Consider the following 14,900-nt stretch of genomic DNA (forward strand, 5'->3'; position numbering starts at 1 on the left):
AGACTGGGGGACTTGCTGAGGGAAATCACACCCAAGAGCCAGGAATACTGGTTCCTTGTAGAACAGGCAAAGTCTCTGCAAGAGCTATCTTCCATTGAATGGAAGCCCATAAGGCTGTCAAGACACCTGCGTCATGGAGACAGAAGCACCTGCCTTGAGGAGATAAGGTTCAGGCTCTTTCTTCTTGGAGACATTAGAGAATACACCCCCTCTGATTTTTTTGACCATACACTGCTTGAGGCAGTAAAAAGATTTCAAAAAAGACACGGGCTGCCAGAGACGGGAACAATTGGTTCAAAGACCATTGCCGAGCTCAACATCAGCCCAGAAGAGAGGTTGATGCAGGTATACCTGAACCTTGAAAAGCACAGATGGTTGCCAGAAGACTTTGAAAGAGCCGTGGTGGTAAACATACCATCCTTTGAGCTTTTTCTGATAAACAAAAATTCTGTGGAGCTGCACTCTAAGGTGATAGTGGGCAGGAATTACAGAGAAGACTTCAGGCCTACGCCAATACTTTACAGCAGGATAGAGAGCCTCACCATAAATCCTTCATGGCATGTTCCCAGAAGCATCTCCGTCAAGGACATACTACCCAGAGTGAGAAAGGACCCAGATTACCTCAGAAAAAAGAGCTTCAGAGTCTTTCTTGGAGGTGAGGAGGTTGACCCTCTGCAGATAGACTGGAGCTTATACAGTGAGAAAAATTTTCCCTTCAGGCTTGTGCAGTCCCCAGGACCACAGAACGCCCTTGGCAGGATAAAGTTCAACTTCCAGAACCCCTTTGATGTCTACCTGCACGACACGCCTGATGTGGAACTTTTTAAAAAGCCAAAAAGAGCCTTTAGCTCAGGATGTATAAGGGTAGAAAAGGCAAAGGAGCTTGCTCTGGCACTTCTTGGAGAGGGATGGAACTCAAAGAAGTTGGAAAACCTCATAAAAGAACAGCAGACCCAGACCCTCAGCCTCAGAAACCCTATACCCATATACATACTCTACCTTACCGCCTTTGAAAGGGATGGCGAGCTTCATTTCAGAGAAGACATATACGGGTATGATACAATTTTGTCCCGTGCACTTTCAAAAGTTGGAGGCAGGAAATGACAAGGAGAGAACTTCTAAGGTCAATGGGATACATAGGATGCATGCTTCTGACAGGTTCTTTTTCCTACGCCTCAGTTTCTGGAATTAGGGGTCTTTCAGAAGGAGCCAGGTCCCTCAACTTATACTCTGTAAACACCGGGGAGAGCCTTAAGGTTGCCTACTGGGTGGATGGAGAGTATATAGATAGTTCTCTGAAAGAAATAAACTGGCTTCTGAGGGATTACAGAAGTGGAGAGGTAGCTCCCGTAGATTTAAAGCTTCTTGACCTTCTTTTCCTCATAACCAGACTTTCTAACAGGGAAAGGATAGAGGTAATATCTGGCTACAGGTCACCATCTACAAACGCTTACCTTCACAGGACAAAAAGGGGCGTAGCAAAAGACAGCTACCACACGCGCGGGAGGGCTGTTGACATAAGGCTGGAGGGCATGAGCCTGAGCAGTCTCAGAGATCTGGCAATAAACCTGCGTGCTGGTGGTGTTGGATACTATCCCAGGTCTGGTTTTGTGCATCTTGATACTGGACCCTTCAGGTGCTGGTAATGATAAGGGTTTTTGTGGGTTTTTTTGTCACGAAAAGGATACAGGAAGCGGTGGAAAAGCTCCAGTCACAGAGCGAGAGGTTCATAAAGGGCAAGTGGGTTGAGCCTCAGAACTTTCATATGACCTTCCAGTTTATAGGGGATGTGGAGCAGGAAAGGCTGGCTGACCTTCTTAAAAACCTTCAGGAAATTGCCCAAAGTAGCAAAGCCATAAGGGTAAAATACAGGGGGCTTGGTGTTTTTCCGAGCCCTGACAGAGCCAGAGTTCTGTGGATTGGTGTATCGGAAGGTCATAGACAGCTTATAGACCTTGCCAGAAGCATAGTAAGGGCTAACAGGCAGGTGGGTATAAGGGACGAGGGTAAGCCCTTCCATCCCCATGTGACCATATGCAGGATAAAGGAGTTTGACAAAAAAGCCCTCAAAGAAATACTGCGTCAGCATGAAAACACCTTCTATGGGGAAGACCTTGTGGACAGAGTGGCTCTTGTTAAGAGTTCTCTGACCTCTGTGGGACCCATATACACTGTAATAGAGGAGTTTTACTTCCATGGGTGAATGGACTTACGAAAGAGCAGGAGTGAGCATAGAAAGGGCTGAAGCCTTTGTGGACTACATAAGGGAAAAGGTAAAGACCTTACCAAAAAAAGCTCTCCTCTTTGGATCCTTTGCCAGCGGGCTCAGGCTTGAGGGATACAAGAAGCCGGTTCTTATGCTTACAACAGACGGGGTTGGAACAAAGCTTAAGGTGGCTCAGGCTGTGGGTGTTCATAACACAGTGGGCATAGACCTGGTTGCCATGAATGTAAACGACCTCCTCACCACAGGTGCGGAACCTCTCGCCTTTCTTGATTACATAGCCACAGGCAGGATAGAACTTCAGGTTATGAAGGAGCTTATGGATGGTATAGTGGAGGGGTGCAGGCTTGCAGAGGTTGCCCTCGTGGGTGGAGAAACGGCTGAGATGCCAGACTTTTATCCCGAGGGTGTATATGACCTTGCAGGCTTCTGCGTGGGCGTGTGCGAGGAGGAGGAGCTTATTACCGGTGAGCGTATAAGACCCGGAGATGTTATACTGGGTTTTCCCTCAAGCGGTTTTCACAGTAATGGATACAGCCTTATAAGAAAGGTGCTTGAGGCAAAAGGTATAGGCTATGAGGATAAATTTGAGGACAGAAAGTTGTGGGAGATACTCCTTGAACCCACTAAAATATACCTGCAGGAGGTGCGTGCTCTGAAATACTGTGGAATAGGTATAAGGGGGATGGCACATATAACGGGCGGTGGCATACCGGGAAACCTTATAAGGATATTGCCGGAGGGTCTGAGAGCGGTAGTGGAAAAGGGGAAAATACCAGTAAACCCCATCTTTGACTGGATAGGGAGGCTGGGCAACATATCCTCTGAGGAGATGTTCAGAACCTTTAATATGGGCGTGGGTTTTATGGTAGTTCTTGAAGGAAAAGATTTGGACACAGCTCTGAGAGCTGTCCCTTCTTCCTTTGTATGTGGCTTTATTGAGGAGGGTAAAAGGGATGTGGTTATTGTTTAGAGTCTTATTGCCAGTTTTTCTCTTGCTGGGTCTTTCCTTCGCACAGGTGGTGAAAGAGATAAGGGTTGAAGGAGCCAGGTATGTGCCAGAGGATGTAATAATAGGTCTCATAAACATAAGACAGGGAAGCCTATACATCCCCGATATGGTCCGTGAGAGCATAAGACGCGTGTTCAGAACAGGCTTTTTTGACGAGGTGGAGGTCTATGAAGAAAGGGTGGGTGAGGATGTGGTGCTCACATACAGAGTTAAGGACCTTCCTGTTATATACAGAATAGAGTTTGTGGGCAACAGGAAGATAAAGTCCGACGAGCTTGAGAAAAAGATAGGAATAGAAACGGAGGTGGGCAAGATTGAGCCAGAAGAGTTTATAAAGGGCTTTACCTCAGCGCCGGCTGTAGAAGAAAGACTGGAAATACAGAGAAGGCTGAGGCTCGGAAGGGTTCTCACCCGTGAAGAGCTCGAGTTCATAAAGAGAAAAATAGTGGAAGCATACACGAAGGAGGGCTACACAAACGTTCAGGTAGATTACGAACTTGTGCCCAGGAAGGGTGCTTCAAAGGTTGTTTACAGAATAGTGGAGGGAGAGCCAGAGTATGTAAGAAGTATAAACTTTACAGGGAACAGGACCTTCAGCAGAGGTAGACTGCTCGGGCTTATGGAGACAAAACCTGTGAGCCTTCTTGCCTTCAGGCTAAAGCCCCCCTTCAGTGAGGATGTTCTGAGGGAAGACGTGAGAAAGATAAGAGACTTTTACCGTTCTGAGGGCTTTCTTGAGGCTAAGGTTGACTACTCTGTAAAGAAGGAGGGAAACAGATACGAGATAAACATAAAGATTGAAGAGGGACCAAGATACAGGTTATCGGAGCTGAAAATAGAGGGCAACAGCCTCTTTGCCTACTCAGAGCTCGTCGGGGACATACTCAAAAAGAACAGGGGAGGATACTACAGAAGGGAAATTCTTGACAGGATAAAGGAGAACATAAGGAGGAGATACTCGGAGATTGGCTATCTGGGCGTTTTCGTAGAGGAAAGAGAGAGTGTGGACAGAGAGGGTAAAAGGGTAAGCGTAAACCTCCAGCTGCAGGAGGGTGAGCCTGTTTATGTTAGCAGGATTGAAGTGCAGGGCAATTACGAATCAAGGGACTATGTGATAAGAAGGGAGCTAAGATTTCAGGAGGGTGAGCTGGCAAACCAGAGGGAGATAGACAGGTCAAGGACAAGGGTTTTTAATCTTGGCTACTATCAGGATGTTTCTATAGACCCCTTTCCTACAGAGGGCAAAAACTGGGATTTTGTGGCAAAGGTAAGGGAAAGGTTTACAGGGCAGTTTTCCATAGGCCTTGGATACAATCAGGTGACAGGCGTTTCCGGCTTCATATCCCTCCGTAAGGGTAACTTTCGCGGGACAGGAGACATAGCGGGTATTTCCATATCTTACGGAAGCAAATATAAGGATAATTCCCTTTCCTACACTAAGAAGTGGTTTCTAAACCAGCCCATAGACCTCACGGGTTCAGTTTATGACAGAAGGATAGAATACACCACCTACACGGTAGACAGAACGGGTATAGACCTCATATTCTCAAGGGAGTTTGCAGAGTTCTGGAAGGCAAGCGCAGGGGTAAGTCTTCAGAGGGTAAGGTATACAAACATATCACCCGATGCCTCACCCCTCATCAAAGAAGAAGCCGGAACCAGACAGTCAAGAAAACTGCTCTTTGGTCTGACAAGGGATACGAGGGACAATTACCTCTTTCCATCCGCGGGTGCCCTTACAGAGCTGGGCTATTCAGTGGCTGTGCCAGTGCTCGGGGGTAATGAGAGGTTCAACAAGATAACCCTTTCCCACCAGCAGTTTTTCAAGGATAGATGGCTGGACACAGGTCTCATACTCTCCTTTAAGGGCTCTCTTGGACTGGTTGAACCCTACAGTGGCAAAAGAGTGCCCCTTGATGAAAGGTTTTTTGTAGGCGGAGACTTCACCGTAAGGGGCTACAAATACGGCTACGCAGGACCCCTTGACCCCAATACAAAGGACCCTATAGGAGCAAAAAGACAGCTAATCTTATCAGCGGAGGCAAACTACCCCCTCTACAAGAACATACTCTACGGTGCAGTTTTCTACGATACAGGTCTTGGCTTTAACGACTGGAGCGAGCTAAAAACTCAAAACCTTAAGGGTGGCTTTGGCATAGGTATAAGGTTCATAACCCCCTTCGCACCCATAAAGTTAGACTGGGCTGTCAAAACGAAAAAAGTGCCCGGCGACACCTCAAGAAGCAGGATACATTTTGTTCTTGGAGTGTTTTTCTGATGGTGCCGAGAGCTCTGACAATAGCGGGTTCTGATAGCGGTGGAGGTGCAGGCATTCAGGCTGACCTGAAGACCTTCACCGTTCTTGGTGTATACGGCACGAGCGCCATAACCTCAATAACCGTGCAGAACACGCAGGGCGTCTACGGAGTTGTGGACCTTCCGCCAGATGTGGTCTACGAACAGATTAGGGTCGTGGTAGAGGACATTGGTGTGGATGCGTGCAAGACGGGCATGTTATCTAATGAGGAAATCATCAGGGCTGTTGCGGGGGCAATAAGGGATTTGAAGATGGAAAGGATTGTGGTTGACCCTGTCATGAGGGCAAAGTCAGGAGACCCCCTTCTGAAACAATCCGCCAGAGAGACCCTCATAAAAGAACTCCTTCCCCTCGCCCTTGTGGTGACCCCCAACGTGCCAGAGGCAGAGGAGCTGTGCGGTTTTGAGATAAAGAGCCTTGAGGACATGGAGAGGGCATGCAGAAAAATAATCTCATACGGTCCCTCTGCGGTTGTTGTGAAAGGGGGTCATATGGAGGACGAGGAGTCCGTGGATGTGCTCTACGACGGCGTATCCTTTGAATACTTGAGGGGAAAGTTTATAAGGACAAAGAACACTCACGGCACCGGTTGCACCTTCTCATCTGCGATAACTGCATATCTTGCAAAGGGCTACAGCCTTAAAGATTCCCTTCTCAAAGCAAAAGAATACATCCAGGGAGCTATAGAAAACTCCCTAAATCTTGGCAGAGGGCATGGACCCCTCAACCACATGTGGACCTTCTACTCTTTCAAAACATAAGCCACCGCAACGGAGAACTCTCTCTCATGAGAGAGAGAAACCAGAACCTTCGCTTCTTCAAAGCCTTCTCTCAATATTCTTACCCTCGCTGGTCTTCCTCTGTCTCCGAGGACCTCTATCTCTGAAAATCTCAGCACAACTCCGTAAACCTGATAAAAAGCCTTCAGCACCGCCTCCTTGCATGCCCACCTTGCTGAAAGGCATTCATAAAAAGTTTGCTGACCCATACAGTATCTGAGTTCCTCCTCTGTGTAAACTCGTCTGAGAAACCTTTCTCCGAACCTTTCTACTGCCTCCTTTATCCTTTTGTTGCTGACTATATCAACGCCTACCATGATAAACTATCTTACATGTCCCTGCTTACGCTGAGCATAGTATTTTACTTCTTAGCCTTTGTATCCTCTTTACTTTCCCATTTTTTTAACACACTGAAGAAGCTCACACGATTTGTGATTTTCCTCGGACTTCTACTTTACATGCTTCATATAACAATGCTGTCCATTAAAGTGCGCAGTTTTCCCTTTGCGGACGCTCATGGCTTTTATTCCCTACTGGGAAACCTTATGCTGGGCGTTCTTGTGCTGGTATCCTTCAAGTATGACTATCTCTGGAAATTTTCCGCTTTTTTTGCCATACTGGGCATACTTTCAACGCTCCTTGCCATGCCTGCAGAGCCATCACCCTACAGAAGCCCTCTTTATTCTCTTCATATAACCTCAGCCCTTGCATCCTATGCCTTTGCCTTCCTCGGTGGGCTTTCTTCCATACTTAAACTCTTCCTTGAGAGCAGACTGAAGCACAAAAGCATTACGGGCTTCTTTATGCCCCTCAGTCTTCTGAGGGGAGTTGAGAGACTTTCTATGAACCTTAGCTTTCTATTCTTTACCCTCACCCTTATCTTTGGAAGTTTCTGGAGCAGGAGCTTTTTTGGAAAGCACTGGGTAAGCGACCCAAAACTGATCTTTGTGCTGTATCTCTGGACATACTATGCGGTTGTGGTTCATCTTAATCTCCTTAAGAGGATAAAGCCAAAGACGCTCTCTTACGCCATTATACTGGGTATGTTCTTCACTCTACTTAACATACTCTTTGTCAGACATGAACTGTGAGAGGGTTTTTCTTGTGGGGTTTATGTGCAGTGGAAAGACTACTGTGGGAGAACTTCTTGCCAGCAGGCTGGGCTGGAATTTTCTGGACGTGGACAGGGAGCTTGAAAAAGTGGAGGGGATGAGTATACCTCAGATTTTTGAGACAAAGGGCGAAGAATACTTCAGAAGACGCGAGCTGGAAATCCTTATGAGTCTGACAGAAGGAGAGAAGCTCGTCATAAGCACTGGAGGTGGACTTGGTGCAAACCCACAGGCTATGGATCTCATGAAAAGCTCAGGACTTGTTGTGTGGCTCAGAATAGACTTTGAGACCTTCCTCAAAAGGTGCGGTGAAGACTTATCAAGACCACTTCTGAAAAAGGGCAGGGAGGAGCTTTTTAAGCTTTTTGAGAAAAGGTCTGAAAATTACAGGCATGCCCATGTTGAGCTGGATGGCACACTGGAGGCTAACCTGCTTGTAGAACAGATACTCCATGCTTGCAAAAATTGGCCCCTTGCCTTATAATCAATTGAAAAGGAGGTAATATGCTAAGAAAGTTAAGCCTTTTCACATCAGTTTTAGTTGCGGCTTTTGCCCTCGGTGCCTGCGGGCAGGGTTCAGCCAAGTGCCCTACAAAGGAACAGGTGAAAAGCTCAGTAAAAGAACTTATACCTCAGGACTTTACCGTTGAGTCCGTATCCCAGCTTCAGAACATAAGGGATCTCTGTGAGGTAGTTGTAAAAGTTGGCGCACAGCCCCTTGTTTTCTACATGGATGGGAAGGGGGAATATCTGCTTGCGGGCAATCTCATAAGTCTTAAGGACAAAAAGAACATAACAAGGGACAGACAGCAGGAATTTATGAAGGTATCTGCAGAACAGCTAAAGGAGCTTGAAAAACATGTGAATGTAAGGCTCGGAGAGGGGAGCAAGTATGTCTACTTCATAACCGACCCGGACTGCCCCTTCTGCAAGAGAAGCAACCCAGTAGTAGAAGAGTGGGCGAAGAAAAACAACGTTCAGGTAAGGCTTATCTTCTTCCCACTTCCCATACATCCAGAAGCTTTTGGCAAGGCTGTGGCGGTCATATGCGATAAAAAGGGCTTTAAGGAATATGCGGAGGGATACACTTCTCAGAACCAGTGTGAAGAGGGTAAAAAGGCAGTTCAGTCAAACCTTGAGCTTATGAACAAACTTGGAATAGGTGGAACGCCCACCTTCATAGGTATGAACGGTAAGATGCACTCAGGACTGCCCACAGAGGAAGACCTAAACAAGCTGGTGAATTAGTGAACTTTCTGGCAGGAGGATATTACATACCCTTTTGACTCCCTGTAAATAGGGGAAAGGAGGTGGGCTATGGCTGTCTTAGCCATCATATTAGTATCTCTTTCCTTGTTGTTTGCAAGAACCTATGGGCAGGAAGGCGGGCCTATACCACAAAAGGAAGGAGGCGGTGTTAAGGTGGGTCCTTCCATAATAATCCCTTTCATGCTGATACCAGCTATCATAAAAAAGCTCACTGAAAAAGGTGAGCTTCCTACATATCCCGTCCTTGACAAAAAGCCACTAAACATATCTCAGAGCGGAAATACCTATACGGTGGACTGGGTCATTTACTATGCAAACAATACCAATAGCACACAGAATGGTATTACAATAACAGAAGGTCCATTAAACACCATAGTGCCAGGCTCCCTTCAACAGCCTTCTGGCTGGTCTGGTTCCTTGAACTCTACAAATACGGTGGCAACATGGACAGGTAATGCGCCCCCAGTGAACGGCTACATGAGTGCAAACGTCAACACAGGCATGGCTTCCTCTTTCAATGTAACAGGTGGGGGAGATGGCTACAGAGCTTTCCCCTACAGGCATATGGCTTCGGGTGGAAAGCTAAGAATATACTTCATTAATCATCATGAGCCCATGTTCAACAATACAAGCACAGGACAGATTTTTAAATGCGTAGACACTTTAACCGGTAATTACTGTTCTGGGTTTCCTAAAAACCTCCCAAAGGGTGATGGCTCTGGAAAGTTCTCCTCATCGGGTATGTATGATGAAGAGTATTACATTGATAGTTCAGGCAGACTTTATTATGCGGTTACCGCCAATGATAAGGAATTTGGTCTTGGATGTTACAATCTTGAAACAGACACAGAGTGTGGTTTTTACAAGCTTGGTGTTAACCCAACCAAGACATGGTCTTACGTAAAGGGTCCGTGGAAGGTGGGAAATGAGTTATACATGGTAGGTGGTGACAGGAAGCTTTACTGCCTTGATGCCACTAACCCTGCAAACTTCTGCATGGGATTAAGTGGTTATTACACAGGCTTTAGCTTTCCAGCCGGTGCTTTTCTTGACCCTAATACGGCAGGCACAACAATGTCACCAAACATGAGCTTTGGTCCCGGTGTATTTGGAGAAGTTGTTGGTAGCAGGATTTATTTTATTACCGACAGCCACGCAAATGCAATACCAAAAACATTGAGGTCTTTTTGCTTTGATACTGTTACAAAATCACCCTGCGCTGGCTGGACAGTATCCTCACAGACTCATGGCACCCCAATGACATATCCGAGGGTATGGTCTTCCTTTATATACTACAACAATGCAATGAACCCAGTGCACATCTGCGCAAGGCTCAACGGTCTTTCCCAGTACTGCTTCAGCCTATCCAGCGGTCTTCCTTCATCACCGCCGGTAGTTTTCTCTGGGCTGTCTCTAAACACTGGTTTCGGCTCAGAGATTACAATGGGTTCAAGGAGCTATTTTCCAGATTTCATGTATCAAGCAATGAGCTCTAACCCTGGTAGAGTTCTGTGCTGGGACTGGTCAACGGGCGCGCCCTGTGCTCCCACCTGGGAATACAAAAGCTGGACACATCCTACAAAGGGTAATCCGAGAGACTACACAGTTAACGTGGACGATAAAGGGTGTATATGGGTGGTTGGTGATAATGCTCCTGCCATGTGGTATTTTGACCCAGCAAAACCACCTGACAGGAACGGTCATGCAGGTAAATGCGAATCAAGAGAGGGAAAGTTTGAACAAACCTTTCAGCCATGGCAATACTGCTCTGGACCAAAGCCCTTCTTATGGCTCAGGGTAGACGTAGCCAATGCCAGTCTTTCCGACTTCAGTAAACTTGAGATTAGAATTAAGGACAGCTCTAACAACACTATTTTTGTATACGACTGCCTAACAAACAGCAGCCTTTCTGCAAACCTCTCAGGTATATCAGCTCAGACCAGTGGACAGCCGCTGAATGTAGAAGTGTTTTATGCTCTATCCTCTGGCGTTAATCTTCAAAGCTTTGAAATAAGAGCTTATTATCATGCATCACCTCTGGAGTTCTGTCTTAAAAGTAGACATGATTGTCTCCAAGATGCTATAAAGAACCCTGTAAACGTGTCAGGGCAACAGGTAAGCCTGCAACCGAAGGTAGAGGTGGAACTTACCAAGCCAGAGGAGTGTCCTGTACTGGGAGAGGGTGCTGGAAGTAATGGGCCTGGTGGTGGAACTGGCGGAAGCGGTCCTTCCAGTGGTGCAGGAGGAACAGTTGGTCAGACAGGAGGAGGTTCGGGCAGTTCCAGCACAGGGGCAGGACCCGGAATACTTCTTACCCCATCACCTCTTCCTTCAACAGGCAGTTCTGGAGCCAGTGGAGCAATTGTGCATCCTCCAACTGCTGGCGGCGCTCAAGTAGTAGAAAAAGATGGTCAGCTTCAAATCCTTCCCGAAGCAAAACAGAGATGTTACTGGAGACCAAAGCAGAAACATTTAGAGGCAACTCAAAAGCCTCCAACAAAACCCGCAGTTTCAAAAAAGGCCTCTGTTCAGGCACAGAAGCCCAAGAAGGATGCAGGCAAACCAGTGGCACAGAAGCCAAAGAAAAAGCCAGCAAAGGCAAAAGTGGCCACACCTCAACAGGATATGGAGTATGTGTGTGAACCGGAAAAGTAACTCAAAAAATTAAGCACATCCTGTTAAATTTAAAATTTAAGACCTCTCATGGACTGGGTAAGGCGGGAACTCAGCAGGATAAAGGAAGAGAAGCTCTTCAGATATAGGTTTCTGAAGGAGGGTCTTATAGACTTCTGTTCCAACGACTATCTCGCACTGAAAGACCATCCGGAGGTGGTTGAAGAGGCGATAAAGGTTCTGAAAGAGTATGGTCTTGGTTCTGGAGCATCTGCACTCGTATCTGGCTATACAAAACATCACAGGGAGCTGGAGGAGAAGCTGGCGGAGTTCAAGGGAACACCGTGCTGTGTGCTTTTTGGCTCAGGATACCTTGCCAACTTAGGCACTATTCCGTCCCTTGCAGGTGAAGGAGACCTTATACTGAGCGATGAGCTAAACCATGCCAGCATAATAGACGCCTGCAGGCTTTCAAAGGCTAAGGTATCTGTGTTCCGTCACAGGGACTACGGGCATCTTGGGGAGCTTCTCGCAGAGCTCAGAAAAAGTCATAGAAGATGTATTATAGTGACGGACACGGTTTTCAGCATGGACGGAGATGTTGCGGACATTAGAGAGCTCAAAAGACTTTCGGAGAGCTTTGACTGTATGCTTTATCTTGACGAAGCCCATGCGACAGGCGTGCTTGGTGCCACTGGGAGGGGTGGACTTGAAGAATACGGGGAGAAGTGGGAAGAATACATGGTAATCATGGGAACTCTCTCAAAGGCGATAGGTTCTTATGGAGCCTTTGTGTGCGGTTCTGTAGTGCTGTGTGAGTATCTTGTAAACAGGGCGAGGAGTCTTATATTTTCCACATCCCTGCCCCCAGCGGTATGTGCAGGTGCGGGCAAAGCTCTTGAAATAATCCAGAGAGAACCATGGAGGGTAGAGAGGCTAAAGGAATTAAGCAGAAGAATCTACTTCAGGCTCTCTTCTTTGGGCTTTGAAGTGCCATTTTATGGAACCCCTATCCTACCCATAATGGTGTATGAAGAGGGTAAGGCACTCAGCCTGAGGGACAGACTACTTGAACATGGGATACTTATTCAGGCCATAAGGTATCCAACAGTTCCGAGGGGAAAGGCGAGACTAAGGCTTACTACAAGCCTCAGATACACAGAAGAAGACCTTGAAAGACTTTTCAGAGCTTTTGAAAGCCTTTAACCCCCTCCCACCCCTTCAGTCCCTCCCACGCCCATCTTGTAAATTACCTTACCAGGTTTATTGTATCATCAAGCACTGCATTGGAAGAAGTTATCACCCTTGTGTTTGCCTGATAGGCCCTCTGGGCGGATATGAGATTTATGAATTCTGCGGCTATATCCACGTTGGACATCTCTAACATGCCAGACCTCACCTTCTCCGCACCACCAGGTGTCATTATGGTGGGCGTGGATATGGAGGTATACAGGTTTGAGCCTTTCTTTGTAAGCTCTTCAGGGTCAGAAAAAACAGCCACAGCAACCCTGTAAAGAGGCAGGGATTTACCGTTGGAATAAACACCCACGACGGCACCATCTTCAGAGAGAACGTACACATCCACAAGGTCCCCTTTTGCATAGCCGTTCTGGTCTGCTGTGACAAGAAAGTCTGCAGAATACTGGGTTACGTATGAATTGGGAATTGGGTCTCCATTATTCACTGTCACAGACTGAAGGGACTCACCTACGTATATTCTCCAGTCAGTGTTTGCAGGAAAGGTGCCACCGCTGGGCGTGGTTGCAGGCACGGTGAGACCACCCGGGTCAAGGTAGTAGTAGAAACTTTTTCCATCGGGAGACGGTTCCCTTGTGACCACCGTTCCATCGTAGATTAACTTACCAGAGGCATCAAACTGAACACCCGTCCAGTCACCAGAGAGTTCGTAGCCAGGATTGTTGGGGTCAATGTCCGCTCTCAGGTATATGTCCCATGTATTTGTCCCGCTCTTTCTGAAAAAGAGGTCAGCCTGATAGGGTGTGCCAAGGCTGTCGTATATGGTTATGGTGTATTTGTAGTTGTAGCTTGCCGGGTCGTTGGGGTCAAAGGTGGCAGCAGGAACTCCAGCGTCTGCGTTCAGGTTGGTGGGACCAAGGAACTTTATCTGACCAGTTGCCTTGGGAGGAAGCTGAGGTATCACATGAATATCCTCAAGCCCTGTTCCTACGGTTCTGCCCCTCTCATCAACTCTGAAGCCCTGCAGTTTAAGACCGCCTGAGTTTACCATGTATCCATCCCTGCTGAGCCTGAACTGACCATCCCTCGTATAGTAATTAGTTCCGGAGATGGGGTCTTTTATTATGAAAAGCCCTCTGCCCTGTATGGCAAGGTCTGTGTTTATGCCCGTCTGTTTAAAGTTGCCTATGGTCCAGAGCTTTTGCGTGCTGTCAACCAGAACACCTGCTCCGTAGGTGGTTGATTTTACCGTGTTGGTTACAGTGTTGAGTCCTATGGTAACGGAGGATATCACATCCTGAAAGATGGGCCTGCTTCCCTTGAAGCCTATGGTATTTACGTTTGCCATGTTGTCGGCGGTTATGTCCATCCATGTCCTGTAGGCGTTCATTCCTGTTACTGCGTTGAAAAAGCTCCTCATCATGGTCACATCCCTCCTGCATATATTAGTCTTGAAGGAGATACAAGCTCGCCATTTTCAAGCTCAAAAAGGAGCTCACCCCCAGAAACACTGACAGACTTCACTCTACCCATAATGCCAAGGCTGACCCCTTCAAGGGGTAGACCATTCTTATAAAGCTTTATGCCGAACTGACCCTTTGGCAGTCCGCTTAGGTCAAGAGGGTTCAGTCCCTTTTTTATGTCTATCTGAAGCTCCTTTACCACCTCATCCCCATCCATAACTTTCATGGTAATTCCTTTCATTTCCTCAGAGGACAGAAGATAATACTGACCGCCCTTCAGAGTGTCTACCCTGTCAGTGGAGAAGACAAACTCTTTACCTATCAAGTTGAGGCCTGAAAGAAGGGTTATCTGGTTGAACCATCCCTTAAGACCCTCCATAAAACTCCTCATGTCGTTCATGTATTTGACCTGATTGAGCCTTGTCATGTCTTCAAGCATCTTTGAAAGGTCCTGAGGCTGGAAAGGGTCCTGATATTTGAGGGTTTCCATGTATATTTTCAGGAAATCATCGGAAGAAAGATTATCAACGCCCTGAGTGTAGTTTTTGGGCAGAACTTTTGGTTCTGGGGGCTTTATATGGTAGGGGTCTGTAGCTCTAAACTCCGCCACCTTTCTTCCCTCCCTTGTGTTTTTCATACTCCTCCGCCAGTATCTGGGCAAAGGTTTTCTGCTGGGTATGCTGTGATTGAAGGCTACCTTTGAGGTCGTAGACCCTCTGTTCCTTCCTTATTATGAGCTGGTCGTCCTTAACTTCAATCCTTACCAGGTCCCCTTCCTTTAGACCCAGCCTCTTTCTCACATCGCTGGGCAATGCCAGCAGACCTCTTGCCATTATTTTGGCTACCTCGTCCATGGGTATGATTATATACCTCAATTAGAAAATGTCAAGAGGTTTGATATTTTTTACTGTCAA

Annotated in this window: 15 protein-coding genes; 11 read left to right on the top strand and 4 right to left on the bottom strand. The window is 47.0% G+C overall.

Features of this window, described 5'->3' with window-relative positions; translation table 11 throughout:
* Nucleotides 1-12: 12 nt before the first annotated feature.
* From WHS43_03575 to thiD, 6 genes are read left to right on the top strand one after another with little or no spacing between them, the layout of a single operon-like run.
* Nucleotides 13-1,104: a L,D-transpeptidase family protein gene (locus tag WHS43_03575; GenBank protein MEJ5338717.1), complete on the top strand. Its 1,092-nt coding sequence runs from the start codon at nt 13-15 to the stop codon at nt 1,102-1,104.
* On the top strand, nt 1,101-1,646 hold the full coding sequence (locus WHS43_03580) for a DUF882 domain-containing protein (protein ID MEJ5338718.1): 546 nt from the start codon (nt 1,101-1,103) through the stop codon (nt 1,644-1,646). The genes WHS43_03575 and WHS43_03580 overlap by 4 nt, the downstream gene beginning before the upstream one ends.
* Nucleotides 1,646-2,203 carry an RNA 2',3'-cyclic phosphodiesterase gene (gene thpR, locus WHS43_03585; GenBank protein ID MEJ5338719.1) on the top strand — a complete coding sequence of 186 codons (558 nt, stop codon included), beginning with the start codon at nt 1,646-1,648 and terminating at the stop codon, nt 2,201-2,203. Before WHS43_03580 ends, thpR begins: the two co-directional genes overlap by 1 nt.
* Entirely contained in the window at nt 2,196-3,197 is a 1,002-nt protein-coding gene (gene purM, locus WHS43_03590; GenBank protein MEJ5338720.1) for a phosphoribosylformylglycinamidine cyclo-ligase, read from the top strand. The genes thpR and purM overlap by 8 nt, the downstream gene beginning before the upstream one ends.
* Nucleotides 3,181-5,514, top strand: a complete 2,334-nt coding sequence (gene bamA / locus WHS43_03595; GenBank protein MEJ5338721.1) for an outer membrane protein assembly factor BamA — start codon at nt 3,181-3,183, stop codon at nt 5,512-5,514. The genes purM and bamA overlap by 17 nt, the downstream gene beginning before the upstream one ends.
* Nucleotides 5,514-6,314 carry a bifunctional hydroxymethylpyrimidine kinase/phosphomethylpyrimidine kinase gene (thiD, locus tag WHS43_03600; GenBank protein MEJ5338722.1) on the top strand — a complete coding sequence of 267 codons (801 nt, stop codon included), beginning with the start codon at nt 5,514-5,516 and terminating at the stop codon, nt 6,312-6,314. Before bamA ends, thiD begins: the two co-directional genes overlap by 1 nt.
* Here thiD and acpS read toward each other — a convergent pair.
* Nucleotides 6,296-6,649 carry a holo-ACP synthase gene (acpS, locus tag WHS43_03605; protein MEJ5338723.1) on the bottom strand — a complete coding sequence of 118 codons (354 nt, stop codon included), beginning with the start codon at nt 6,647-6,649 and terminating at the stop codon, nt 6,296-6,298. The two genes, thiD and acpS, sit on opposite strands and share 19 nt — an antisense overlap.
* A gap of 15 nt (nt 6,650-6,664) precedes the next feature.
* Between acpS and ccsA the strand changes: the two genes are divergently transcribed.
* From ccsA to bioF, 5 genes are all read left to right on the top strand, one after another.
* Complete coding sequence (ccsA, locus tag WHS43_03610) at nt 6,665-7,423, top strand: cytochrome c biogenesis protein CcsA (protein MEJ5338724.1); 759 nt, start codon at nt 6,665-6,667, stop codon at nt 7,421-7,423.
* Nucleotides 7,413-7,928: a shikimate kinase gene (locus WHS43_03615; GenBank protein MEJ5338725.1), complete on the top strand. Its 516-nt coding sequence runs from the start codon at nt 7,413-7,415 to the stop codon at nt 7,926-7,928. The genes ccsA and WHS43_03615 overlap by 11 nt, the downstream gene beginning before the upstream one ends.
* 20 nt (nt 7,929-7,948) lie before the next feature.
* Nucleotides 7,949-8,692: a DsbC family protein gene (locus WHS43_03620; GenBank protein ID MEJ5338726.1), complete on the top strand. Its 744-nt coding sequence runs from the start codon at nt 7,949-7,951 to the stop codon at nt 8,690-8,692.
* Nucleotides 8,693-8,761: 69 nt separating this feature from the next.
* On the top strand, nt 8,762-11,368 hold the full coding sequence (locus WHS43_03625; GenBank protein ID MEJ5338727.1) for a hypothetical protein: 2,607 nt from the start codon (nt 8,762-8,764) through the stop codon (nt 11,366-11,368).
* A 48-nt stretch (nt 11,369-11,416) separates the two neighbouring features.
* Nucleotides 11,417-12,532, top strand: coding sequence for an 8-amino-7-oxononanoate synthase (gene bioF, locus WHS43_03630; protein MEJ5338728.1), 1,116 nt, complete (start codon nt 11,417-11,419; stop codon nt 12,530-12,532).
* A 43-nt stretch (nt 12,533-12,575) separates the two neighbouring features.
* Here the strand turns inward: bioF and WHS43_03635 are convergent, their stop codons facing one another.
* Genes WHS43_03635 through WHS43_03645 form a run of 3 tightly spaced genes read right to left on the bottom strand, consistent with a single transcriptional unit; the run spans nt 12,576 to nt 14,840 of the window.
* A complete protein-coding gene (locus WHS43_03635; GenBank protein MEJ5338729.1) occupies nt 12,576-13,946 on the bottom strand; it encodes a flagellar hook protein FlgE in 1,371 nt (456 codons plus the stop codon).
* A 2-nt stretch (nt 13,947-13,948) separates the two neighbouring features.
* Nucleotides 13,949-14,623 (bottom strand): flagellar hook capping FlgD N-terminal domain-containing protein, encoded by a 675-nt coding sequence (locus WHS43_03640; GenBank protein MEJ5338730.1) that lies wholly within the window; start codon nt 14,621-14,623, stop codon nt 13,949-13,951.
* Nucleotides 14,583-14,840: an AbrB/MazE/SpoVT family DNA-binding domain-containing protein gene (locus WHS43_03645; GenBank protein MEJ5338731.1), complete on the bottom strand. Its 258-nt coding sequence runs from the start codon at nt 14,838-14,840 to the stop codon at nt 14,583-14,585. Before WHS43_03645 ends, WHS43_03640 begins: the two co-directional genes overlap by 41 nt.
* Nucleotides 14,841-14,900 lie beyond the last annotated feature (60 nt).

The sequence above is a fragment of the Aquificaceae bacterium genome, from assembly GCA_037481935.1.
Taxonomy (GTDB): Bacteria; Aquificota; Aquificia; order Aquificales; family Aquificaceae; genus Pampinifervens.